21 protein-coding genes are annotated in these 22816 nt (G+C 61.3%); 10 read left to right on the forward strand and 11 right to left on the reverse strand.

The window, feature by feature from the left end; translation table 11 throughout:
* Nucleotides 1–33: 33 nt before the first annotated feature.
* From N5C28_RS22195 to N5C28_RS22205, 3 genes are all read right to left on the reverse strand, one after another.
* Complete coding sequence (locus N5C28_RS22195; protein ID WP_279825528.1) at nucleotides 34–1197, reverse strand: acyl-CoA/acyl-ACP dehydrogenase; 1164 nt, start codon at nucleotides 1195–1197, stop codon at nucleotides 34–36.
* Between the two features lie 10 nt (nucleotides 1198–1207).
* On the reverse strand, nucleotides 1208–2755 hold the full coding sequence (locus N5C28_RS22200; RefSeq protein WP_279825529.1) for an AMP-binding protein: 1548 nt from the start codon (nucleotides 2753–2755) through the stop codon (nucleotides 1208–1210).
* A gap of 182 nt (nucleotides 2756–2937) precedes the next feature.
* Nucleotides 2938–5064: a TonB-dependent siderophore receptor gene (locus N5C28_RS22205; protein ID WP_279825530.1), complete on the reverse strand. Its 2127-nt coding sequence runs from the start codon at nucleotides 5062–5064 to the stop codon at nucleotides 2938–2940.
* 199 nt (nucleotides 5065–5263) lie between these two features.
* Between N5C28_RS22205 and N5C28_RS22210 the strand changes: the two genes are divergently transcribed.
* From N5C28_RS22210 to N5C28_RS22230, 5 genes are all read left to right on the forward strand, one after another.
* The gene (locus N5C28_RS22210; protein ID WP_279825531.1) at nucleotides 5264–5566 is read left to right on the forward strand and encodes a metalloregulator ArsR/SmtB family transcription factor; all 303 of its coding nucleotides are present in this window, start codon (nucleotides 5264–5266) and stop codon (nucleotides 5564–5566) included.
* 155 nt (nucleotides 5567–5721) lie between these two features.
* Complete coding sequence (locus N5C28_RS22215) at nucleotides 5722–6708, forward strand: zinc-dependent alcohol dehydrogenase family protein (RefSeq protein WP_279825532.1); 987 nt, start codon at nucleotides 5722–5724, stop codon at nucleotides 6706–6708.
* Nucleotides 6709–6736: 28 nt separating this feature from the next.
* Nucleotides 6737–7084 (forward strand): antibiotic biosynthesis monooxygenase, encoded by a 348-nt coding sequence (locus N5C28_RS22220; RefSeq protein ID WP_279825533.1) that lies wholly within the window; start codon nucleotides 6737–6739, stop codon nucleotides 7082–7084.
* Nucleotides 7085–7307: 223 nt separating this feature from the next.
* Nucleotides 7308–7574 (forward strand): DUF2790 domain-containing protein, encoded by a 267-nt coding sequence (locus N5C28_RS22225; protein ID WP_279825534.1) that lies wholly within the window; start codon nucleotides 7308–7310, stop codon nucleotides 7572–7574.
* A 160-nt stretch (nucleotides 7575–7734) separates the two neighbouring features.
* Entirely contained in the window at nucleotides 7735–8637 is a 903-nt protein-coding gene (locus N5C28_RS22230) for a hypothetical protein (RefSeq protein WP_279825535.1), read from the forward strand.
* 300 nt (nucleotides 8638–8937) lie between these two features.
* Here the strand turns inward: N5C28_RS22230 and N5C28_RS22235 are convergent, their stop codons facing one another.
* From N5C28_RS22235 to N5C28_RS22255, 5 genes are all read right to left on the reverse strand, one after another.
* Nucleotides 8938–9522 carry a hypothetical protein gene (locus N5C28_RS22235; RefSeq protein WP_279825536.1) on the reverse strand — a complete coding sequence of 195 codons (585 nt, stop codon included), beginning with the start codon at nucleotides 9520–9522 and terminating at the stop codon, nucleotides 8938–8940.
* 9 nt (nucleotides 9523–9531) lie between these two features.
* Nucleotides 9532–12264: an RHS repeat-associated core domain-containing protein gene (locus N5C28_RS22240; protein WP_279825537.1), complete on the reverse strand. Its 2733-nt coding sequence runs from the start codon at nucleotides 12262–12264 to the stop codon at nucleotides 9532–9534.
* 17 nt (nucleotides 12265–12281) lie between these two features.
* Nucleotides 12282–13817 (reverse strand): DUF6531 domain-containing protein, encoded by a 1536-nt coding sequence (locus N5C28_RS22245; protein ID WP_279825538.1) that lies wholly within the window; start codon nucleotides 13815–13817, stop codon nucleotides 12282–12284.
* 579 nt (nucleotides 13818–14396) lie between these two features.
* A complete protein-coding gene (locus tag N5C28_RS22250) occupies nucleotides 14397–14873 on the reverse strand; it encodes a nuclear transport factor 2 family protein (RefSeq protein ID WP_279825539.1) in 477 nt (158 codons plus the stop codon).
* Nucleotides 14874–14935: 62 nt separating this feature from the next.
* Nucleotides 14936–15505: a TetR family transcriptional regulator gene (locus tag N5C28_RS22255; RefSeq protein ID WP_279825540.1), complete on the reverse strand. Its 570-nt coding sequence runs from the start codon at nucleotides 15503–15505 to the stop codon at nucleotides 14936–14938.
* 447 nt (nucleotides 15506–15952) lie between these two features.
* Between N5C28_RS22255 and N5C28_RS22260 the strand changes: the two genes are divergently transcribed.
* Nucleotides 15953–16276, forward strand: coding sequence for a DUF3077 domain-containing protein (locus tag N5C28_RS22260; RefSeq protein WP_279825541.1), 324 nt, complete (start codon nucleotides 15953–15955; stop codon nucleotides 16274–16276).
* 55 nt (nucleotides 16277–16331) lie between these two features.
* Here N5C28_RS22260 and gcvA read toward each other — a convergent pair whose 3' ends face one another.
* A complete protein-coding gene (gcvA, locus tag N5C28_RS22265) occupies nucleotides 16332–17210 on the reverse strand; it encodes a transcriptional regulator GcvA (protein ID WP_279825542.1) in 879 nt (292 codons plus the stop codon).
* Between the two features lie 149 nt (nucleotides 17211–17359).
* Here gcvA and N5C28_RS22270 point away from each other — a divergent pair, with 149 nt between their 5' ends.
* Nucleotides 17360–17746, forward strand: a complete 387-nt coding sequence (locus N5C28_RS22270) for a RidA family protein (RefSeq protein WP_279825543.1) — start codon at nucleotides 17360–17362, stop codon at nucleotides 17744–17746.
* A 62-nt stretch (nucleotides 17747–17808) separates the two neighbouring features.
* Here N5C28_RS22270 and N5C28_RS22275 read toward each other — a convergent pair whose 3' ends face one another.
* Together N5C28_RS22275 and N5C28_RS22280 are read right to left on the reverse strand one after the other, a co-directional pair.
* Nucleotides 17809–17973, reverse strand: a complete 165-nt coding sequence (locus tag N5C28_RS22275) for a DUF2986 domain-containing protein (RefSeq protein ID WP_279825544.1) — start codon at nucleotides 17971–17973, stop codon at nucleotides 17809–17811.
* 128 nt (nucleotides 17974–18101) lie between these two features.
* Nucleotides 18102–19103 carry a LacI family DNA-binding transcriptional regulator gene (locus N5C28_RS22280; protein WP_279825545.1) on the reverse strand — a complete coding sequence of 334 codons (1002 nt, stop codon included), beginning with the start codon at nucleotides 19101–19103 and terminating at the stop codon, nucleotides 18102–18104.
* 158 nt (nucleotides 19104–19261) lie between these two features.
* Here N5C28_RS22280 and N5C28_RS22285 point away from each other — a divergent pair, with 158 nt between their 5' ends.
* The 3 genes from N5C28_RS22285 to N5C28_RS22295 are packed head-to-tail and all read left to right on the forward strand — an operon-like array spanning nucleotide 19262 to nucleotide 22793.
* Nucleotides 19262–20407 (forward strand): Gfo/Idh/MocA family oxidoreductase, encoded by a 1146-nt coding sequence (locus tag N5C28_RS22285; RefSeq protein ID WP_279825546.1) that lies wholly within the window; start codon nucleotides 19262–19264, stop codon nucleotides 20405–20407.
* An 11-nt stretch (nucleotides 20408–20418) separates the two neighbouring features.
* A complete protein-coding gene (locus N5C28_RS22290; protein WP_279825547.1) occupies nucleotides 20419–21504 on the forward strand; it encodes a sugar phosphate isomerase/epimerase in 1086 nt (361 codons plus the stop codon).
* Between the two features lie 47 nt (nucleotides 21505–21551).
* Nucleotides 21552–22793, forward strand: coding sequence for a nucleoside permease (locus N5C28_RS22295; protein WP_279825548.1), 1242 nt, complete (start codon nucleotides 21552–21554; stop codon nucleotides 22791–22793).
* Nucleotides 22794–22816 lie beyond the last annotated feature (23 nt).

Consider the following 22816-nt stretch of genomic DNA (forward strand, 5'->3'; position numbering starts at 1 on the left):
GCCCAGCCGAGCGGGCGGGGTGAGGCCGCCTGCTCAGCTGGGCATCAGGATGCCCTTGGCGATGGTGTTGCGCTGGATTTCGCTGGTGCCGGTCAGCACGCGCATCATGCGGCTGGCGCGGAACAGCCATTCTACGGGATGGCCCTTGATCAGCCCGCTGCCGCCATGCACCTGCACCGCCTTGTCGATGATTCGGAAGGCAGTTTCCGAGGCGAACAGCTTGCACATGGGGGACTGGACCTTGATGTCGCCGCCGGCGTCGTTCAGCGCCGCGGTGGCGTACATCATGCTGCGCGCGGCATACAGCTCGGTGGCCATGTCGGCGAGCATGTGGTTGATGGCCTGGAACATCGCGATCGGCTGGCCGAACTGCTTGCGCGTGCGGGCATGGTCGAGCGACAGGTTCAGGGCCAGGCCGGCCATGCCGAGCATGGTCGGGCAGTGCAGCAGGCGGTTGAGGGTGATACGCCCCATGGCCAGCTTGAAGCCGGCGCCTTCGTCACCGATGCGGTTTTGCACCGGAACGCGAACGTCCTCCAGGGTGATGTTGCCGTGGGCGCCGCCACCGGACATCACCGAGTAGTCGCTCTGCACGCTCACACCGGGGGCGTGCAGGTCGACGAAGAACGCCGAAATGCCCTGCGGGCCACGGCCCGGGCCGGTCACCGCGAGCAGCACGGCGAGATCGGCGTAGGGCGCGCCGGAGATGTAGCGCTTGGCACCGCGCAACACGTAGTGGTCGCCGTCGCGGTACGCCTCGGTGCTGATCGCCGTGGCGTCGGAGCCGGCTTCCGCTTCGGTCAGGGCGAAGCACACGGCTTTCTCGGCCCGGCAGATCGGCTGCAGGAAGGCCTCGATCTGGTGCTCGCTGGCGACCTTGAACAGATGGCCGACGCGGGGCGGGCCGGACAGCTCGCCGAGGATGTGCGGCGCCAGTGGCGAGCCGGTCAGCACCGCGGCTTCCTTCAGTGCGCAGAGGTCGACGACGCCGAGCCCGGCGCCGCCCAGCGTCTCGGGCAGCATGGCGTTGTAGAAACCCAGCTCGCACGAGCGGCGCCAGATGTCGTTGAGCAGCGGCCGGGGGACGGCTTCGCCCCAGACGATGTGCTCGCGCTGTGCCAGGGGGGCGAGTTCGTCACGCACGAAGGCGTTGATGCCGTCGATGAGGCGAGCGGCCTTTTCACTTGGTTTGATCATGTCTCTGCCCTCAGATCCGTCGTTCGCTGTTTTGCCAGTACGCTTCGCGGATCAGGCGGCGCACGACCTTGCCATTGGGGTTCTTCGGCAGCTCCTTGACGAAGTCCACCGCACGCGGCTTCTTGAAGCCGGCCAGCGTGGCGCCGCAGTGCTCGATGATGGCTTCGGCGCTGATCGTCTCGCCCGGCTTGAGCACCACCACCGCCCGCACCGCTTCGCCCCATTGCTCGTCGGGCACGCCGACCACCGCCGCTTCGAAGACCTGCGGGATGGCGTAGAGCACCTGTTCCACTTCGGTGGGGTAGATGTTGAAGCCGCCGGAAATGATCATTTCCTTCTTGCGGTCGACGATGAACACGTAGCCGTGCTCGTCCACCGTGGCCAGGTCGCCGGTGAGGTAGTAACCGTCGCGCATGACTTCGGCGGTCAGCTCCGGCGCCTGCCAGTAGCCCTGCATGATGTCCGGGCCGCGCACCACGATCTCGCCGATCTCGCCCGGCTTCACGTCTTCGAAGTCGTCGTTGACCACCCGCAGGTCGGTCTCGAAATAGCAGCGCCCGCAGGAGGCCAGGCGGCTGTGGTCATCGCCGTCGATCAGGTGGTCCTGCTCGGTCAGCACCGTCACCAGGGAGCAGGTTTCACCGGCGCCGTAGCCCTGGGCGAGGATCGGCCCGAACACCTCGATGGCGCGCTTGACCAGGGCCGGCGCCATGGGCGCCGCGCCGTACATCACCAGGCGCAGGCTGGAGAGGTCGAAACGCTCGACCTCGGGCACGTTCACCAGGCGGTTGATCATTGCCGGCACCAGGAACAGGCGGGTGACCCGCTCGCGTTCGATGGTCTCCAGCAACAGCCGGTCGTCATAGCGCTCCAGCAGCAGGTTGCAGGCGCCCACGGCCAGCACGGGCATGATCTGCATGCCGCTGGCATGGGTGATCGGGCCGACATGGGCCATCACGTCGCCCGGTGCCGCCCGGCGGGTCGGGCTGGCGATGCTCTTGCGGATCAGTGCCTTGCGGTTGCCGAACGACAGCATGGCGGCCTTGAGCACGCCGGAGCTGCCGGAGGTGTAGTGCAGCACCGCCAGGGCGTCGTCGGCCGGGTCGCTGTGCACCACGGTTTCGCTGCCACGCTCCAGCACCTGGGCGTAGCCGGTGTCGCTCGCGTCGTCGTCCAGCGAGACGATCCAGCGCAGGCGCGGCAGCTCGCTACGGCGCGCGTGCAGGGCGGCGGCGAAGCGGCCGTCGGCGATCACCGCCTGGCTGTGGGAGTCGTCCAGCACCTGGATGATTTCCTCCAGGGACAGGCGGGCATTGATCGGCACCTTGACCATGGCCGACTTGTAGAAGGCGATTTCCGCCTCCACCAGTTCGACGCGGTTGAGCGCCAGGATCGCCACATGGGCGCCCTGGCTCAGGCCGAGTGCCTGCAGGCCGGACGCCAGGCGGTTGGTGCGACGCTCCAGTTGGGCGAAGGTGATGCGCTGTCGGCTATCGACCAGTGCTTCGCGGTCGGGCCAGTACAGGGCGCTGCGACTAATGATCTTTCCTAGGTTCAATTTCTTGTTCTCATCGGCAGGACAACTGCGCCGATGCTATCCAAGCGATTTCGCCGGGAACTAATAGAACTGTGCGATGCGGGACATGCCGTTTTGGAATGGGCCCTTTGCAGGCCAGGCGGCCAGACGAAAAAAGGCCGCCCGGTTCGGGGGCGGCCTTTTTCATTCCAGCGGGTGCGCGGTCAGAAGGTGTAGGAGATACCCGTCTGCACGGTGCGCGGGGCGCCGGGGTAGGCGTAGAGGTTGAAGGCGCCTTCTTCGTATTCCTCGTTGAACAGGTTCTTCACGTCCAGGTTGATACGCACCTTGTCGGTCAGCTGGTAGAAGCTCAGCAGGTCGACCACGGTGTAGCCGTTCATGTCGTAGGCGGTGTTGGAGGTCTGGCCGGCGCGGTCGTCGACGTATTTCACGCCCATCCCCAGGCCCAGGCCTTTGGCCGCACCGTCCTGGAATTCGTAGACGTTGAGCAGGCTGAAGCTGTTGCGCGGGATGTTGGCCAGGCGGGTACCGGTCTTGAGGGTGTTGTCCTTGCGCACCTGGGCATCGACGTAGGCGTAGCCGCCGGTGACGCGCCACTCGGGGGTGACGTTGCCGGCGATGTTCAGGTCGAAGCCCTGGCTGCGCACCTCGCCCGCCGCCACGCTGAAGGTGGCGTCCACCGGGTCGACGGTGAGCACGTTCTGTTTGACGATGTGGTACACGGCAGCGTCGACGCTGAACTGCTGGTCGGGGGCCTCCCACTTCACACCCACTTCGTAGGATTTGCCTTCTTCCGGGTCGAATCCGTCGCCTTGCCGGCTGGCGCCGCTGTTGGGTTTGAACGAGCGCGCGGCGTTGGCGTACACCGCCACGCTGTCGGTCAGGTCGTAGATCACGCCCACGCGCGGCGTGGCGGCGTTGTCCGCGGCCTGCCAACTGCGGCTGCCCGGCAACAGGTTGTCGTAGTCATGTTCGAAGCGCTCGAAGCGTACGCCCGCCAGGACCTTCAGGCGCTCGGTGAGCGTTACCTGGTCCTGCACGAAGGCGGCCCAGGTGGTGAGGTTTTCCTTGTCGTGGGTGGTGGTGCGCGTCAGGGCCGGGCGGGGCTGACCGAGCACCGGGTTGAAGATGTCGATCGGGTAGGCGGTCAGCGCGCCAGAGGAGCGGCGGATGATCGACTGATAGTGGTAGTCCTCGTACTCGACGCCGGTCAGCAGGGTGTGGGAGACACCGAAGGCATCGAAGTAACCGGTGAGGTTCAGCTGGTAGTCGCGGTCGGTCCAGTCGAGCTTGCGGTAGTTGAAGTTGCGGCCCAGGGTGCGGCCGTCGCTCTGCAGGCCGTTGGCCTCGACCGCGTTGCCCTCCAGGGTGCCGTTGAGGTCCTGCACGCCGCCGGCCAGGGTCCAGTTGTCGTTGAGCGCATGGTCGAAGCGCACCTGGACCATGTCGTTGTCGTTGTGCAGGGTGTTGTCGCTGCCTTTCTCCCAGATGTTGGTGTCGCGCGACGGGTTGCCGATCTGGTTGGGGTAGCGCGTCAGGCCGCGGTCGAGCGGGTGATTGTTCCGCATCAGGTCGGCTTCGAGCACGATGCGCGTGGCGTCGCTCACCTGCCAGCTGAGCACCGGCGCCACGTCGTAGCGCTCGGTCTCCACGTCATCGCGGAAGCTCTCGCCGCCTTCGCCCAGGAGGTTGAGGCGGTACGCCAGGCGGCCGTCGTCATCCAGCGCGCCGGTGGTGTCCAGCGTGCTGCGGTACATGCCCTGGTCGGTGATCTGGGCGCCGACGGTGGTCTGGCTTTCGGCCTGCGGCTGCTTGCTGACCACGTTGAAGGTGCCGCCGGGATCGCCCCGGCCATAGAGACTGGAGGCCGGGCCGCGCAGCACTTCCAGGCGCTCGATGGTGTTGGCGTCCGGCGCGTTGGGGTAGCCGCGGTTGATCGGGAAACCGTTGCGGTAGAACTCGCCGGTGGTGAAACCGCGCACCGTGAAGGTGGTCAGGCCCTGACCGCCGAAGTTGTTGGCGCGGCCGACACCGCCGGCGTAGTCGAGCACGTCGTGCAGCCGGGTGGCGGTGCTGTCTTCTGCCACGTCGCGGGTGACCACCGTCACCGACTGGGGCGTTTCATGCAGCGAGGTGTCGGTGCGGGTGGCGCTCTTCGAGCGGGTCGCGCGGTAGCCCTTCACCGGGCCATCGGCGCTGTCCATGAGATCGGCGTTGATGCTGACGGCATCGAGTTCGAGCGCGGAAGGGGAGTCGGGGGCGGGCTGGGCAGCCCATGTGGCGGAGGTAACGGCATTCAGAACACACAGCGAGATAAGCGAGCGACGCATCGACTACAGATTCCAGGCAGGATAGTGAAATGTAACCAATTGTACGCGTTATTGATAATGGATAGCATTCGCTAAATGACTGGCCGTCCACTTATTTTTCGGCGGCCGGTTCCGGGCTGGAGGCGGGCACGGATCGAGCCGGAAAAATTAATGTGATCGCTGTATTGACATATCGGTAAATCTCGATATTATCGCCTCCATGGAACTGATCGACGTATTCAAAGCCCTCTCGAACCGTACGCGCCTTGAAATCCTGAAAGGATTGAAGGACCCGGTGAATAACTTCCCTCCACAGGATGAAGGGGACGTTCATACAGTGGGTGTTTGTGTGAGCAGTATCCAGGAGGGCGTCGGGCTGTCGCAGTCGACAGTCTCCGATTACCTGGCGACGCTGCAGCGGGTTGGTCTGGTTGAAGTCCGGCGTATCGGGCAGTGGACCTACTACAAGCGCAACGAAGCGAACATCCGTGCACTTGCCGAAATGATAGGCAAAGAGCTGTAATTTTTTAACTGATCATATCGGCAAATCCCGATATCCCACTTTCTCGAAGCGAGGTTCACTGTGAACTGGTGAGCATAGGAATAGACCCGTAATTTTTTTTGCACCAACACATCGAAAAATCCCGATATCCCTTTTTACCGAAACGAGGAACTACCATGAAAGCGCAAGTACTCAACACCTTTGGCGGCCCGCAATCCTTCGAACTGAGCGAGGTACCCAAGCCGGTGCCGCAAGCAGGACAAGTGCTGGTACGGGTGCACGCCACCTCCATCAACCCGCTGGACTATCAGGTTCGCCGTGGCGACTACGTCGACTATGTGCCGCTGCCGGCCATTACCGGGCATGACGTGTCCGGTGTCGTCGAAGCGGTCGGCCCGGGTGTGACCAGCTTCGTGCCAGGCGATGAAGTCTGGTACACCCCGCAAATCTTCGACGGCCCCGGCAGCTACGCCGAGTACCACGTTGCCGCCGAAAGCATCGTCGGCAAGAAGCCTGCTTCGCTGAGCCACCTCGAAGCGGCCACCCTGACCCTGGTGGGCGGGACGGCCTGGGAAGCCCTGGTCGTGCGTGCCTCGCTGCGTGTCGGCGAGAGCATCCTGGTGCACGGCGGCGCCGGTGGTGTCGGGCATGTGGCGATCCAGCTGGCCAAAGCCATGGGCGCCAAGGTCTTTACCACCGTGCGTGATTTCAACTTCGAGTTCGCTCGCAGCCTGGGCGCTGACGTGGTCATCGACTACGAGCAGGAGGATTACGTCGAGGCCATCCTGCGCGAAACCGGCGGCAAAGGCGTGGACGTGGTGTTCGACACCATCGGCGGCGACACCCTGACGCGCAGCCCTGACGTGCTCGCCCAGTTGGGCCGCGTGGTTTCGATCGTGGATATCGCCAAGCCGCAGAACCTCATTCAGGCCTGGGGCAAGAACGCCAGTTATCACTTCGTGTTCACCCGGCAGAACCGCGGCAAGCTCGATGAACTGGCCGCCCTGGTCGAGCGCGGTCAACTGAAGCCCCACGTGGGCGCGGTCTACTCGCTGGCCGACATCGGGCTCGCCCATGCCCTGCTGGAAACCCCCAACAACGGCCTGCGCGGCAAGATCGCCATTGCCGTCGTGCCCCAGGCTCCTGTCAGCGCTGATGCCTGACCGTCGAACTCACTGTGAGGACATTCCCATGATTTATGAAATCGCTCTGCTGCCGGTTCACCAGGAACGCATCGCGCAGTTCAAACAGACCTTTGCCGACGTCACGCCGTTGCTGCGCCGTGCGACGGGGTACGGCGGCCACATGCTGGCGCAAGGCATCGAAACGCCCCAGGTGCTCAACCTCATCGTGCGCTGGCGCTCCCTCGAGGACCACAAGGCCTTCGAGGCGGGCGAAGACCACCAGGTGTTCATGGACGCCCTGGAGGAATTCTTCGCGCAAGAACCGACCGTCTACCACATCGAAGGGGCCGCGTTCACGGCAGGAGAACAGGGCGACCAGGACGCCGCCTTCGACAAGGTCGTGCCTGCTTCCTAGGTGCGGGCCGTGAAGCACTGGCCGGTGCCAGAACCTGCCCGCCAGGTATCGCCAGCCTTGACCTGACAGTGCCGTGCCTTCAAGCCGGCGGCTGTCAGGTCAAACCCAGCCGCTGCTCCTGCGGCAATACAGCGAATCTCTCTCTATCGATTGCTCCAAGAGCAGTTGGCGCACTGCCTTCGCCTGGAGAAAACCCAGTACTCAACCATTCGGAATCAAGATCATGACCCGCAACAACATCAGCAAATCAGCCCGCATCATTTTCGCCAGCCTTGGCGCGTTTTTATCCTTTGGCGCGTCCGCTGAAAGTGATCCGGTCACGTACAAATACGGCGCCAAACTGGACATCGTGAAAGTGTTGTCGATCACGACAAAAGACAGCCCGGTCTGCAAACCGGTGGATTACGTAATGAAATACGTCGACTCGACTGGGCAAACCCACGCGCTCAAATACAAGGCTCACTCCAGTGCATGCAGCAAACGGCGTTAACACGGCCCCGGTGGCGCCCGAGAGGCGCCCCTGGGACGTCTTGCCGCAGCGGCTGCCGCTAAAGAATCGGGCCAGGCTGCCGCTAGACACAAGAGATGCGACGCGCGCCTGCAACAGGCGATAGCAGATTCAGGGACTGGTGCGAACAGGGATTGCCGCCATGACTGACAGGCCCGTATTCAATTCATACACCGTTGCCGATCATCGATCGAACGACGTATGGCGCGTGACCAAGCCCACTGAGGCCACGCCGAGTTATGTAACCGAGCTGAATGAAGACGGCGAGCCGATACAGGTGGGCAACGCCGTGCATATCAGCCAGGAGGCGTTCGACAGATACAGGGATTACAGCGAGTCGCTGCGGGCCGCCAGCACCCACAGCCGTGCACTGGATATTTCCAGCGGCGTGCGGATGCATGATCCCGATGCACTCAGCGAGGCAGAGAGCAACGCCCTGTTGGAGAGCCTCAGGCAAGACCCGCTGACCCGGACGTTCCGGGACATCGATGCGCGCTTTCAGGCCATAGACAAAGCGACCCTCGAAGTGCGCGAGACCTCTGCGGGGCTGGCGCAGGCCTACGACAGCCTGATGACGAGCCTCAGCCAGCAGCGCCCCGATCTCGCCGACAAGGCCTTTGGCTTCAGCGTCAACGCCGAGGGCAGGATCGTCCTGCTCGACACCGATAGCCTGAACGGCGAACAGATCGATTACCTGGACCAGGCACTCAACGGCTCCAGCACCCTGGTCCGGCAGGCGAACGATGTCGCCAATGCGCATATCGCCCTGACAGACGCCGAATGGTGGAACAAGGGCATCATCCTCAACCGCGAGAACTACGCCAGGACCATCGACCTGGGCGCCGACCTCTCCTACCGACGCGCATCCAAGGCCCTGCCTCGCGGCACCGACTACATCCCGCCAACCCCCATCAATGTCCAGGATTATTGGCGGCAACAGCTGACCGTGTCGATAGCGCCGTTTTTTGTGAGTTGCTTGAGGGCATGGTTACCCGCCGGCTGCGCACGCAATTCGATGCACAGCAGATTACTAACCGGGCAGTAGAAGAGAGGCTGCAGCGAGACCCACTACTCGTAGACTTGATGAGCTCAAGGATCGGGGAGCACATTCATCCGAGCGTAAGTGGTAGTTTCGCCCGCTACCTAGCAGCAGCTGGCAAGCTTAGTCCTGAGGTGAGAGGTATAACGCTTGATCTTCTCCGAGTGTTTGGTGCTAAGCAGCGGCTGCCAGTTGCAGGGTATGACGCGATCTCAGACCAATGGCGAACTATACGTGCATCTCTGCTGGACGCCGTCTCGACCGGGTTAGACCTTATCTGAATCTGTGGAGTAAAGTTTGTACGAGCTATGTACTTGCAAGAGGACAAATTATAATTGAGTCTCCGTCCAGCGCATCACAAAAAAATAGACTCGCGTTCCCATCTGGCTCTCTTTCATGCTCTACGTCGTTTCTTATGACTCCAAGAATCCGAGTTGAGCGGCCGGCTTTAAGAAGTCGTGCGACTTCGAGTACTGACTTTTCTAGAATATTTATGAAGATAATAGGATTGCCGCCGATAAGAATATACTCGTAGTTATCTAGGAATTTGTCTCCAGCTTTGGAGTATCCCGCCTCGCAAAACATAAAGACTAGCTCTTTATTGCTAGATAAGTCTCGAAGAAGATGAGCTGCACCTTCTAGGCAATCAAATCTCTCGATCCACTTGCCAGGGGCATTTTCCGGTAAATTCAATAATTTATTTATTGGCGTCTCTGGCGTTGATGCCGCAATTGAGGTGCTGTCGAATTCATCAGGAAAGATGATAGTTGCCTCTTGTAAGCTCGGCAGGTCACCGGAATCAAGCAGACCTATTTCCTTGGCAGCGGAGATCCGATCTAAGACATGATCTCTCCAGACTGCTGAGATGGTAGATATCAGAACATTATTCATACTTAAGCCTTACTGGGGACCCCAACCATTTCCATAGTTATCCCAACGTTTGCCGTTCGGATCCGTGTAAGTGACATGAGGATCCTTTCCGGCTGGGTGGGTTCTGTCATCATGAAGTGATTCGCCGGTACTGGGGTTATGCCACGCCCCCTCTCTGGAACCTGGCTGCCCCCGACCGCGCCACTCCCAGCCATCACTAGGCGGTTGAGTCGGGTCATTAGGTATGGGTGGGGGATTGTCTGGTTGATCAGCCGACTCATTGAGTAGCTTGTCACCTATGTACCAACTTAATCCAGCACCTATACCTGCGCCAATGACACCACCGACGAAAGTTCCGAAGCCTGGACATATCGCCGTTCCGGCCGCAGCTCCAGCTTTTGCGCTAGGTAGGGTAAGAGCGGCGAGTCCTCTAGGGTCTACATATTTAAGAGGGTTCCCCAGCACATATCCATAGGTATTCAGGCCACCTTTCAGCCCGATCGGATCGCTCTCAACATACCGCCCAGTCTCCGAATCGTAATCGCGGAAGTAGTTGTAATGCAGCCCGGTTTCCTGGTCGAAGTACTGACCAGGGAAGCGCAGATTGACGTTCAGGCTGCCGACGGCCTGGCCTACGCCAAAGGCATCCGACTGCCATTGCCATATGTTTTGCTGGCTTTGGCTAGTGGCCAGCCGTGGGGTGTTGAGGTGATCGCTGTGTAGGTAGAACGGTGTGCTACTGGCGATGCCGCCTTGAGCGTTGTAGGTCACGCTGATGCCGGCAACGGGCAGATTGTCGAGCCAGATATAGAACTGGCCGCTGAGCTTGACCCCTTGAGTGGTAAAGCGCTGTTCACCCAGTAGCTGCCCGCCAGGCCCGTATAGGAAGGTGGTAATGCCTTGGGCGCTGATCTTGTGGGTGCGCTGGCCCAGGGCGTTGTAGCGGAAGTCTGCCACGCTGTTGCCGTTGATCTTCACGCTGGCCAGACGGTTCTGGGCGTCGTACACCAATTCGCGATCAGCCCTGTCCTGGATCAGGTTACCGACGGCATCACTGGTAACGGCCTGGCTGCCGATCTGGGTGAGGCGGTTGCTGTTGCTCGCATACTGATAAGTGACCGAGGTACCCGTTTGCGGGGTGCCGTTGACGACCGGGTTATCACCTTTTGCCGTGCGGTTGCCCACGGCGTCGTAGCTGTAGGTTTGCTGGCGGTCGGCTTTCTCTTCTGCGGTCAGGCGATCAAGGGCGTCGTAGGTGTAGTTGAGGTTACCCAGCAGGCTACTGTTCAGGCTGGTGATGTTGCTGTTGGCGTCATAGCCATAAGTGCTGTTCCAGCCGGCGACGCTTTGTTCGGTCAGGCGGTAATCCTGATCGTAGGTGCGGTTCAGGCTGACGCCATTGCCCCAGGTCAGGTCCTTCAGCGGCCCGAAGGGCAGGTAGCTGATCCCGCTGGCTAGGTTGCTGGGTTGGTTGCTTCCCACCTGCAGCTGGATATGGGTGACTTGGCCAGCGGCGTTGCGAGGGTAGAGCACACTAAGCCCTACCGGGTAATCGATGCGACTCAGTTGGTTAGCCCCGTCATAGGCATAACCCAGGCTGTCGAACTGATCGCTGCCGCTCACATCCACCGAGCGTAATTGCTCGATCAGGTTGCCCCGTGCGTCGTAGGTGTAACCCAGTACCCCGGTAGCATCCTGCACAGCAGTGAGGCGTCCGACGCCCTTGTTGCCGTCGGCGGTCATGTCGTAGTGGTATTGCACGTTCAGCGCTGGTGTGGCCGGGTACTGGCGGCCAGTCAGGCGATTGAGGGCGTCATAGGTGTAGGTGGTAACTACGCCCCGGGCGTCGGTCTTGCTGATGACATTACCGGCGGCATCATGGCTGAACGTGGTAGTGCCACTGTCCGGGCTGATCTGTTTGGTGAGGTTGCCGAGTCCGTCGTATTCATAGCGCGTAATGATCCCGCGCGGATCCTGCACGAGGGTCAGATTATCCTGGGCGTCGTAATTCAGCGCTGTTGTGCCGCCGAGCGCATCGCCGCTGGCCACCAGGCGATCGAGCGCGTCGTAGGCTTGGGTCGAGCTGAACTGGCGCGGGTTGGTCGTACCGGTCGGATTGTCGTTGAGGTCGTAGTGGTAGCGGTTGGTTTGCCCCGCAGCTCCCACCGAGCGCAACAAGCGGCCCAGTTCGTCGTATGTCCACTGACGCTGCTGGGTGAGGCTATTGGAGGCATCCTTCAGGCGTTGGGCGGTTCGATTGCCCATGGCATCCAGATCGTATTCGACCGTTTCCCCTTGATTGTTGCTGATTGCCGTCAGACGACGTGCACCGTCCCAAGTGTAAGCCTGCCAGCTGCCATCTCCACGGGTGACCTTGGTAATCAGCCCCACCGCATCATGTTCGAAGCTAGTGGTACTGCCCGCTGTACTGATCGAGGCCAGCCAGCCTTGCGGTGTATAGCTCAGACTGCTCGTTACGTTGTTGGCATCGATGACGGTCTGCGGGTTGCCGTAGATATCGAAGTTCGACAGCTGGGTCACGTGTCCCAGGGCATTGGTAACGGACGTCAGCCGACCTTGGGCATCGTAACTGTAGGTGGTGACGTCCGAGACATCGGTCCGCGGGCCATCGGCCGTTTCGACTAGGCCAAGGTTATTGTAGCTGTAACTCCAACTACGATCGGCAGACTGGGCGGACGACCAACCGAGGGCGCCGACAAGCGCGAGCGACAGTACGCTAAGGCGATACAAAGTGGGTTTCATATCAGTTCCTTCTGAGATCAGTGTGGAGTCACAGTTTGGCTGATCTGCCGTCCTTGGGGGTCATAGGTGTAATTAGTAGTTTGATGTGGTTCTACAACTGCTATTGGCGCGAAAAAATCTGAGTGCCAAGTTGTCGTAATCGTTCGCGCTTGCGGCGTACCTGAGGCTTCCGTTCTTGATGACTCAAGACCCCGCGTATTGTAATCGTAGGTAGTAACATAGCCTTTGTTATCAGTTTTGCTTTTCAGCAATCCTCTGGTGTCATATGTAAAGGCCGAATTGCTACTAGGGCAATTCGCTGAAGGCTGACCTTCAATCGCTACAACGTGCCTCACGCCCTGAATATTTTGAAACCGATAAGTCGTCTTCTTCCCAAGTTCATTAGTGATTGTAGTCGAGCCATCTGAATTGTATGTCAGTGTTATTTTTTCCACTGCGCCGGCATGTTCGCTACTGATGGCTCTCCCCTGAGAGTCATATGCCCATGTTGCATAACGAACGCCGCTTTCGTCGGTTATCCCGGTTAAAAATCTCGGATATGACGTATTCTCATAATGAAATGTTCTGTTTTGTGTAGCGCTCGACTGTACTTTTGTAAGGCTAATTAACCTAGAAACATTGTCATAGTTATAGGTGACTGAGGTGCCTGCGGTATTCATCGTGAGAGGCTGCCCACGATCATCTTGAGTAAGTGTTAGCGTGTGGCCGAAATCGTCAACGACCGTTACCGTAGATGAGCTATATGAGAGCGCATGCGTCTGACCCTGAGGGCTTGTAGTTGAAATTAGCCTCCCGAGATTATCGAATTTGAAGCGCTCCTGAGCTGGAGAGAGATAGATCCAGTTAGTCCCATCTTGAGAGATTTTTCCGAGCTCGCTAAGTTCGGATGTTATAGTACTTCCACTTACAGTGAATCGTGATTCGTTTCCATCGCGTTTAACTAGCGTCAGCGTATTTGCTGAAATTCTTAAGCGAGCCGAGTAATTGTGGCGCCAGTACCCGTCCACGCTGTTGTAGCTGCGGGAAAAGCGTATTGGATAAATCCCCATCCCCGTATAATCACTCTCTTCTTGATATTTGTTGCCGATGGCTATGTTGATAGGGTTGCCTTGTGCCTTGCCGGGTGCATCGCAGGTCAGATTGTCTCCAGGGTTGCCTTTGTTCTTGTTAAGAGTAATGTCCGGCGAGTACATAACAGTCATACTGTCGTTCGCACTACATCCCCCTACGCTGCCTGTAACAGAAAGGAAATTTAGTCCCGGCCTTAGGGTGACAGGAGCACCTCGAGATTGTAGAAACGTAACGGCTGCCGTGAATGATCCGGAATAATTGAAGAATGCTGCTCCGTTCAACGTCGCAGTGACGGTACCAGCATCCCCTTGTGATGCGTCTGCACCGCCCTGTCCAAAAACAGTGATGCTTGGAGTATTTACCGTTGCGCCATTAGCGGGAGATGTAAATCTCAGCGTGCATGATCCATACGCTGCTTGGGCGAGGATAAGTAGGCTCGTAACTGCCGCAATACGCGCTAACCGCATAGATGTGCTCTCCATAGCTAGATTGTCCTTATGACTGTTGCTAAGTCATCGTGATGATTGAGCGTAGCGACTGGCGGGACATTTTGTGACTATGAGTATGCGCAAGTGTATCTGTATGTTTCTGCTGGGTTGGGCGCAGGCAGAGACCCTTAGCCTAGAGCGGCTGTATGAATCAATCTGTAGCTCTTGCGCAGCAGATTGCTGACTTGGCACAGAGCTTAGCGTTGAGCTCAGCTTTGCTGCTGACGGCGGGGTTTATGAGTGTTGTGCTTCCAAGCTTCGATGAACAGACTTCAAAAGCGGTTGCTCACCATCAAAAATGGTATGGACTATGGACACTTCCGACACACGGACAGATGCTTCTAAAGCAGGGCTTACAAGCGATGTCCATAATGACCCTACTAACCTGTAGGTGGCGTTTAGACTTCACGATTAATGGGTTGCCCTTGATTATGTAGCCACTCGATGACCGCTTCTGGCCGAAAGCAGTCTCTGGCGCCATGCAGCTACCGACCAGAAGCTGACCCGTATGAAAAGTCAAAAAAACACTACCCCAGATCCTTAGTAACCAAAGATCTGGGGTGGCAGGTGTATTTAAAGACCCAGTTCTGTCAGGCCTGGGTGATCGTCAGGACGACGCCCCAGTGGCCAGTGGAACTTGCGCTCGCTTTCCTTGATAGGCATGTCATTGATGCAGGCGAACCGGCGGTGCATCAAACCATCTGCTTCAAATTCCCAGTTTTCGTTGCCGTAAGAGCGGAACCAGTTACCTGAGTCATCGTGCCATTCGTAGGCATAACGCACGGCAATACGGTTGTCGGTAAAAGCCCAGAGTTCTTTGATCAGGCGATAGTCCAGCTCTTTTTTCCATTTGCGAGTGAGGAAGCCTTTGGCCTCTTCGCGGTTGGTCGCGAACTCGGCGCGGTTACGCCATTTGGTGTCCTGGGTATAGGCGAGCGATACCTTTTCGGCGTCGCGACTGTTCCAGCCATCTTCAGCGAGTCGTACTTTTTCAATCGCACTTTCACGAGTGAAAGGAGGAAGTGGCGGGCGAGTTTGGGCATTGGACATGGTAGTACCTCCAAGTAAAGTTGGATCGATTGGTTGAATTGGCGTATGTGGAACTCAGGCCCTTAGCGAGATGCCTGTTTTAGCAGTAACTGCGCAACGTCCTTTGCGCTGTCGGCGGCGCTGTAATCGCCCATCACGCGTGCAGTGGTGATGGCGCCTTCGACCAGTACCAGCAACTGTTTAGCCAGCACCAATGGTTGCTCGATATTCAATTGCTCGGTCAATTCGAGTATGTAATTCAACAACTTTTGCTTGTGCAGTTTTGCGAGTTGGCGAATAGGGTCGTCGGGGTCGCCAACTTCGCCGGCCGTATTGATGAATGCACAGCCACGGAACCCATCTGATTCGAACCAGCCTTTGAGTACCGTGAACATGTTCAGGATGCGATCGTGCGGGTTATCCGCTTTGTCGCATTCAGTGCTGAACCAATACATCCAGCGTATATCGCGTGCTTTCAAGGCGGCTTCTGCCATTTCATCTTTGGTTATGAAATAGCGATAGATACTTTTCCGGGATACACCTGAGGTCTTCACCAGAAGGTCCATGCCTGTGGCGTGGATACCATTCTGATAAATCAGTTGCTCGGCAGTTGCCAGGATCTTTTCTCGGGTATCAGCGGGCGCGTTGTTCATGTTGGAGGCCAGTCGTCGTTGTGCGTGAATCTAAGGTAGAACGATCGTTCTCCTCGGTCAAGCGCCATTTTAAAAATCCCGGATGAACGGAGGTGGGCGGATAGTTGATGGCTGTGGATACAAGCGGTCGGGGAGGTCGGTTATCAGCAGCGAGCACCCACGCCTCTGCGTACGGCTTGCCTAACCAATCCGCACGGCCCTATAGTCCGTCCCGTCGCTGCCAATTCAGCGGCCGGGTGTGGAAGCCCGTTCAAAGCAAAAGGCGCATAGGCGCCACCGTGACTTCGCAGGCGCTTTTTTTGTGCCTGCGATTTGTTATGGCGGCTGTGCGCGGGAGGGTTTCGGCCCTACCGGGTTCCTTTTGCCCCGGTCTTCCACACCTGCGTACAGTCGCCACCCTTCATGTGGAAGTGAGGGAGCGACTTTTCAGCAAAAGGAGCTCTACCGATGACGGATCATCATTCCCCGCACCCCAGTCCCTGCACCCTGCCGCCTCTTCACGCGGTGCGAACCATCCACACCCCTTTTCACCCGATCAACACCGCCCGCCAGCCCTTGTTCGCCGTGCAGCCCGATGTGCCGTTGGCGGATGCGTTGGACAGTGCATATTGCCTGCTGGATGTGGCCGAGGGGCTGACGCTTCGGCTGGGCGAGCCGGGTGCTCCGGATCGCGAGCAGGTCGGGCATGCCTGCACCTACCTGGTGGAGATGGCCAAGGCCACGGTGCGCGCGTGCATCGAGGGGCTGGAGCAGGCGTCGCTCCCGGGGTGAGCCGGGCGGCCTCGTGTCCCTGCTGGAACAGTTACTGCTGTCGGTGATGCGCGTGTCAGTCTGCGGCGATGCAGCCGCGCAACCACTCGGCCGCTGCCTGGGCTTCGGTGCTGGGCTCGGGTTTCATCAGCAGGTGGTAGGTATGGCCTGACAGCGTCGGGCCGAAGGGCTGGACGAGGTGGCCGGCGGCCAGTTCGTCTGCCACCAGGGCCAGGCTCAGCAGGGCGATGCCCTGGCCGGCCACGGCGGCCTGGATGGCGTGGCTTTCGTCGGAGAAGCGCAGGTGGCCGTGGCGTGCTGCGTCCGGCAAGCCTGCCTGTGCGAACCAGGCCTCCCAGGTGGGGTTCAGGGGCGAGGGCGTCTGCCAGGCGAAGTGGATCAGCGGCACCCGTTGCAGATCGTCCAGCGAGTCAACGCCCAGCACCGGGTTAGCCACCGGGGCGAAGCGGTCGGTGAACATGGCCTCGGCCTGCAGGCCGGGGTAGCTGCCGCGCCCGTAGCGGATAGCGATGTCCACGTCGCTGGCGGCCAGGTCGACTGCGGCGTCCGAGGCGTGCAGCTGCAGGTCGATGTGCGGGTGCAGGCGATGGAAACCCGCGACCCGTGGCACCAGCCATTTGGCGGTAAAAGCGTGGGTGGCCGAGACGGTGACCCGGGCGCGTTTGCGGGTGCCGGTCAGCTGAGTCAGGGTCATCTCGAAGGCATCGAAGCCATCGCGCAGCACCGGGTACAGGCGAACCCCTGCTTCGGTCAGCACCACCTTGCGCAACTGGCGTTCGAACAGGGCAAGGCCGGTGTGTTCTTCCAGCGAACGGATCTGATGGCTGATGGCCGTGGGGGTAACGGCCAGTTCTTCAGCGGCCCGCTTGAAGCTGCCATGACGGGCGGCAGCCTCGAAGGCGCGCAGGGCCGAGAGGGGAGGGAGGCGGCGCATGGCGTCAGCTCTATAGGTGAGATGAGCTCAGCTTATAACTGACAAAGGATCGTTTGTCGAAGCGCCACGCTTTCCAGAATATCGATATCAGACAGGCCCTCCGCTCGGATGAGGCCGGTTGGTTCACTCACCCAGTCTGGAGATACCCCATGCGCGAGCGCATCGTCACCCAACCCGATAATTACGAACCCTTCCTGCTGTCCCAGGGCATCAAGTTCGGCAACCTGCTGTTCATCTCCGGTCAGGCCGGCGCCGGGAATGACGGCGTGATCGTCGACGGCGGTTTTCGCCGCCAGGGCGAGCAGGCCTTCGCCAACCTGAAACGGGCGCTGGAGGCCGGCGGTTCCAGCCTGCAAGACGTCATCAAGGTCACGATCTTCGTCACCGACATGAGTCACTTCAACGAGGTGGTCGAGCTGCGCCGCACGTTCTTCTCGGTGCCGTACCCGGCCGACACCATCGCCGAGATCAAGGCACTCTACGACCCGGCGGCGATGATCGAGATCGAAGCGATTGCGGCGGTGCGCACGGCTTGAGGCATTGCCCGGAAGCGGCAGGTGGGGCAGTTGTTCCGCCTGCCGCGCGGCAGGAACGAGGCTCAGTGCTCGACAGGCGCGGCAGGCTCTTGATTGGCCTCGGCGTCCAGTTTCAAGCGGTCCGCCTTGCTGATGTACTTGGGCTTGTTGCTCTTGGGCGCCAGCTTGGCGTTGGCTTTTTTCGCGTGGGCTTCCAGCAGCTGTTTGATCTTTTTGCGGCGGTTCATGGTGTTCTGCCCAAGGGGGACGGTTGCAGGAAGAGGGGCGTCAGCCAGCGCGATCGCCCTGGCCAGGCTGCCCGGTATGTTACGCCACTGCTGCCCGGTCGGGGTGCGGACACCTGCGTAACGGTGTGTCAGCCCGGCGACGCGGTGCTGGCGCGCACCACCAGCTCGAACGGCAACACCAGGTGCTGCGCCGCCTGCGTGGGTTGGTCGAGCAGGCCGAGCAGCATCTGCACGGCCTGCTCGCCGAAGCGCTCGGCGGGCTGGGCGATGGTGGTCAGGGGCGGGTCGCAGTAGGCGGCGAAGGAGATGTCGTCGAAGCCGGCGACCGAGATGTCCTGGGGGATGCGCAGGCCGGCCTGGCGGATGCATTGCAGGGCGCCCATGGCCATTTCGTCGTTCTCGCAGAAGATCGCCGTGGGGCGCTCGGTCAGGGCCAGCAGCTGTTGCGTGGCGGCGTGCCCGGAGGCCGGGGTGTAGTCGCCCCGGCACAGCAGCTGCGGGTCGAGCGCGAGCCCGGCGTCTTCCAGCGCCTGCTGGTAGCCGGCGAAGCGTTCGCGGGTCAGTGGGCTGCCCAGGGGGCCTTTGATCAGGCCGATGCGGCGGTGGCCCAGCTCCAGCAGGTGCTGGGTCATGGCGTGGGCGGCGGCGCGGTTGTCCAGGCTGACGGTGGGCCAGGTGGCGGCGTCGAGCACTTCACAGGCATTCACCAGGGGCGGCTGTTCGCTGGCCTGGGCGCGTTGCCGTTCGAAGGGGTCGAAGGCGCGTAGCTGGATGACGCCGTCAGCCTGCTTGGCGAACACCAGTTCGGCGAATTGCCGCTCGACCTCGTCCTGGCCCTGGGTGTTGCACAGCAGCACGCGGTAGTCGTGGGCGCTGGCGGCCTGCTGGATGCCGCGAATGACCCGGGCGAAGAAGGTGTTGGCGATGTCCGGCACCAGTACCACCAGGTTGCGGCTGCGCTGCGAGCGGAACTGGATGGCCATGAGGTTGGGTTTGTAGCCGGCCTGCTCGACCGCGCCGAGCACCTTTTCCCGGGTTTCAGGCGACACCACGGACGGGCTTTTCAGGGTGCGCGAGACGGTGGCGACGGAGACGCCGGCCAGTGCGGCCACCTTGCGGATATTGGTCATGAAACCTCTGTTGTCTGGCCGGCCACGCCGCCGAAATCGCCGCTAGGTTAACGCAATCGCGTCCGTCCGGGAGACGTTTTCGAGGGCTGTACAGGCAAAATGTAACCGGTTACATTGATTCGAAATCCAATAACAACACCTCACTCAGGAGGGCGCAAATGCCTGGTTCCGGTATTCGACTGGGGATGATCGGCGGCGGTGGCGGCGCGTTCATCGGCAAGGTGCACCGGCAGGCCGCGGGCTTGGCCGGCGGCATCCAACTGGTGGCCGGAGCCTTCAGCCGCGATCCGGCGAACAACGCCCGCACCGCGAACGAGATCGGCCTGGACCCGCAGCGCGTCTATGCCAGCTGGGAAGCCCTGCTGGAGGGCGAGGCCCGCCTCGATGCCGCTCAGCGCATCAACCTGCTGGCCATCGTCACCCCCAATCACCTGCATGCCCCCATTGCTGCTGCCGCGCTGCGGGCGGGCATCCACGTGTTCTGTGAAAAGCCGGCGGCGTTGAACAGTGCCGAAGTGCGCGAGCTGGCCGAGGTGCTGGCCGGCAGCGACGCGCTGTATGGCCTGGCGCACACCTACCAGGGCTACCCCATGGTCTGGCAGGCCCGGCACATGGTGCGCGGCGGCGAGATCGGCCGGCTGCGCAAGATTCATGTCGAGTACCCGCAAGGCTGGCTGAGCGACGACCTGGCCGGCCAGGGCAACAAGCAGGCCGCCTGGCGCGGCGACCCGGCCCTGGCCGGGCTGGGCGGTTGCATTGGCGACATCGGTACCCACGCCTTCAGCCTGGCGGAGTTCGTCAGCGGCCAGCGCATCGACCGCCTCTGCGCGCACCTGGGCAGCCACGTGCCAGGGCGGGTGCTGGACGATGACTGCGCCATGCTGTTCCAGACCGAGCAGGGTGCCAGCGGCGTGCTGCTCGCCAGCCAGGTCTGCGCCGGCGAGGAGAACGCCCTGAGCATTCGCCTGTACGGCGACAAGGGCGGCCTGGAGTGGCGCCAGGAAGAACCCAACAGCCTGATCCACCGTTCCCTCGATCAGCCCCTGCGCATCCTGCGTGCCGGGGTCAATCACACCTGGCTGTGCGACGAAGCCCGGGCGCGCCTGCGCCTGCCGGCCGGGCACCCCGAGGGCTACCTGGAGGCCATGGCCAACCTGTACACCGACCTGGCCGATGCCATTGCCGGCGGCCGCGCTTCGACGGTGCCCGGCATCGATACCGCGATCCGTGGCATGGCCTTTATCGAGACGGCCCTGGCCAGTCATGCCAGCGACACCAAGTGGACCCCGCTGACCCGCGCGTGAAGGAGAGCCCCATGCAGTCAGAACACCCCTCATCCGCCGCGGCCCCAGGCATACGCGGGCCGGGTATTTTCCTCGCCCAGTTCCTGGGCAACGCAGCGCCGTTCGACAACCTGGCCAACCTCGCGGCCTGGGCCGGTTCGCTCGGCTACCGGGGCATCCAGGTGCCGACCCTCGGCTCCCAGTGCCTGGACCTGCAGCGCGCCGCCGAGAGCCAGGATTACTGCGACGAACTCAAAGGCATCTGCGCAGCCGCCGGGGTCGAGATCAGCGAACTGTCCACCCACCTGCAGGGGCAATTGGTGGCCGTGCACCCGGCGTTCGACGGGCTGTTCGATGACTTTGCCCCGGCCGAGTTGCGCGGTCGTCCGAGAGAACGCACCGAATGGGCCATCGACCAGTTGAAGCTGGCGGCGCGGGCCAGCCGGCGCCTGGGGCTGACGGCCCACGCGACCTTCTCCGGCGCATTGCTCTGGCCCTACGTCTACCCCTGGCCGCAACGCCCGGCCGGGCTGGTGGAGGAAGGCTTTGCCGAACTGGGGCGGCGCTGGCTGCCGATTCTCGATGCCTTCGAGGAGGAGGGCGTGGACCTGTGTTTCGAGCTGCACCCCGGCGAAGACCTGCACGACGGCGTGACCTTCGAGCGCTTCCTGGATGCCGTTGGCCAGCACCCGCGGGCGCACATCCTCTACGACCCCAGCCACCTGCTGCTGCAACAGATGGATTACCTGGGCTTCATCGACCGCTACCACCAGCGGATTCGCATGTTCCACGTCAAGGACGCCGAGTTCCGCCCCGATGCCCGTTCCGGCGTGTACGGCGGCTACCAGTCCTGGGTCGAGCGCCCCGGGCGCTTCCGTTCCCTGGGCGATGGGCAGATCGATTTCCGCTCGATCTTCAGCAAGCTGACCCAGTACGGCTACCAGGGCTGGGCGGTGCTCGAGTGGGAGTGCTGCCTCAAGGATTCCGCCCAGGGCGCGGCCGAGGGGGCGCCGTTCATTCGCCAGCACCTGATCACCAAAGCGACCCAGGCCTTCGACGATTTCGCTGGCGTCACCGCCAGTGCCTCACGCAACCGGCGCCTGCTCGGACTGGAGTAGGCGCCTCTCGATAACTGCTGTCTCGTGAAAACAACAAGGACAAGAACATGAGCACTTTGACTACCCGATTGGGCGTGATGATGTTTCTCCAGTTTTTTATCTGGGGAGGCTGGTTCGTCACGCTCGGCACCTTTCTCGGCAACACCCTCAACGCCACCGGCGGGCAGATCGGCATGGCCTACGCCACCCAGTCCTGGGGGGCGATCCTGGCGCCGTTCGTGGTCGGGCTGATCGCCGACCGCTTCGTCAACGCCGAGCGGCTACTGGCGATCCTGCACCTGGGCGGCGCGGTGCTGTTGTACCTGCTGTACCAGGCCGCCGACTTCACTGCCTTCTATCCATTGGTGCTGGCCTACATGGTGGTGTACATGCCGACCCTGGGCCTGGTGAACGCCGTGGCGTTCCGTCAGTTGCGCGACCCGGCGCAGCAGTTCTCCAAGGTGCGGGTGTGGGGCACCATCGGCTGGGTGGTGGCCGGGCTGGTGATCAGCTTCGTGTTCGCCTGGGATGCCCAGCAGGCCATCGCCAGTGGCGCGCTGCGCAACACCTTCCTGCTGTGTGCGGTGGCGTCCCTGGTGCTGGGGCTGTACAGCTTCAGCCTGCCGGCGACCCCGCCGGTGGCCACCCAGGCCGTCGGCCTTGGCCGGCTGCTGGGCTTCGATGCTCTGCAGCTGCTCAAGGACCGCGGCTTTGCCACCTTCTTCGTGGCGTCGATCCTGATCTGCATCCCGCTGGCCTTCTACTACCAGAACGCCAACCTGTTCCTGGCGGAAATCGGCGTGGCAAACCCCACCGGCATGATGACCCTGGGCCAGGTCTCGGAGATTCTGTTCATGCTGCTGGTGCCGGTGTTCATCCGCCGCTTCGGGATCAAGAAGACCCTGCTGGTGGGCATGGCGGCCTGGGCGCTGCGCTACGTGTTCTTCGCCTACGGCAACAGCGGCGAGCTGATGACCTTCCTGATCATGGGCATCGTGCTGCACGGCCTGTGCTACGACTTCTTCTTCGTTTCCGGGCAGATCTACACCGACGGCAAGGCCGGCGAGAGCATCAAGAGTTCGGCCCAGGGGCTGATCACCCTGGCCACCTACGGGGTGGGCATGCTGATCGGTTTCTGGGTGGCCGGTGCGGTGTCGGACCACTACAGCGCCGAGGGGCTGCATGACTGGCAGGGCATCTGGCTGTTCCCGGCGGTGCTGTCCGGCCTCGTGCTGCTGGCGTTCCTGGTGACGTTCCGCGAGCGTGAGTCGGTTACGGCGCCGGCGCCCGAGGCCACCCGCGGCGCCTGACCCACAAGCGGGCCGCCTGCATC

The sequence above is a fragment of the Pseudomonas sp. GD03944 genome, assembly GCF_029839275.1.
Taxonomy (GTDB): Bacteria; Pseudomonadota; Gammaproteobacteria; order Pseudomonadales; family Pseudomonadaceae; genus Aquipseudomonas.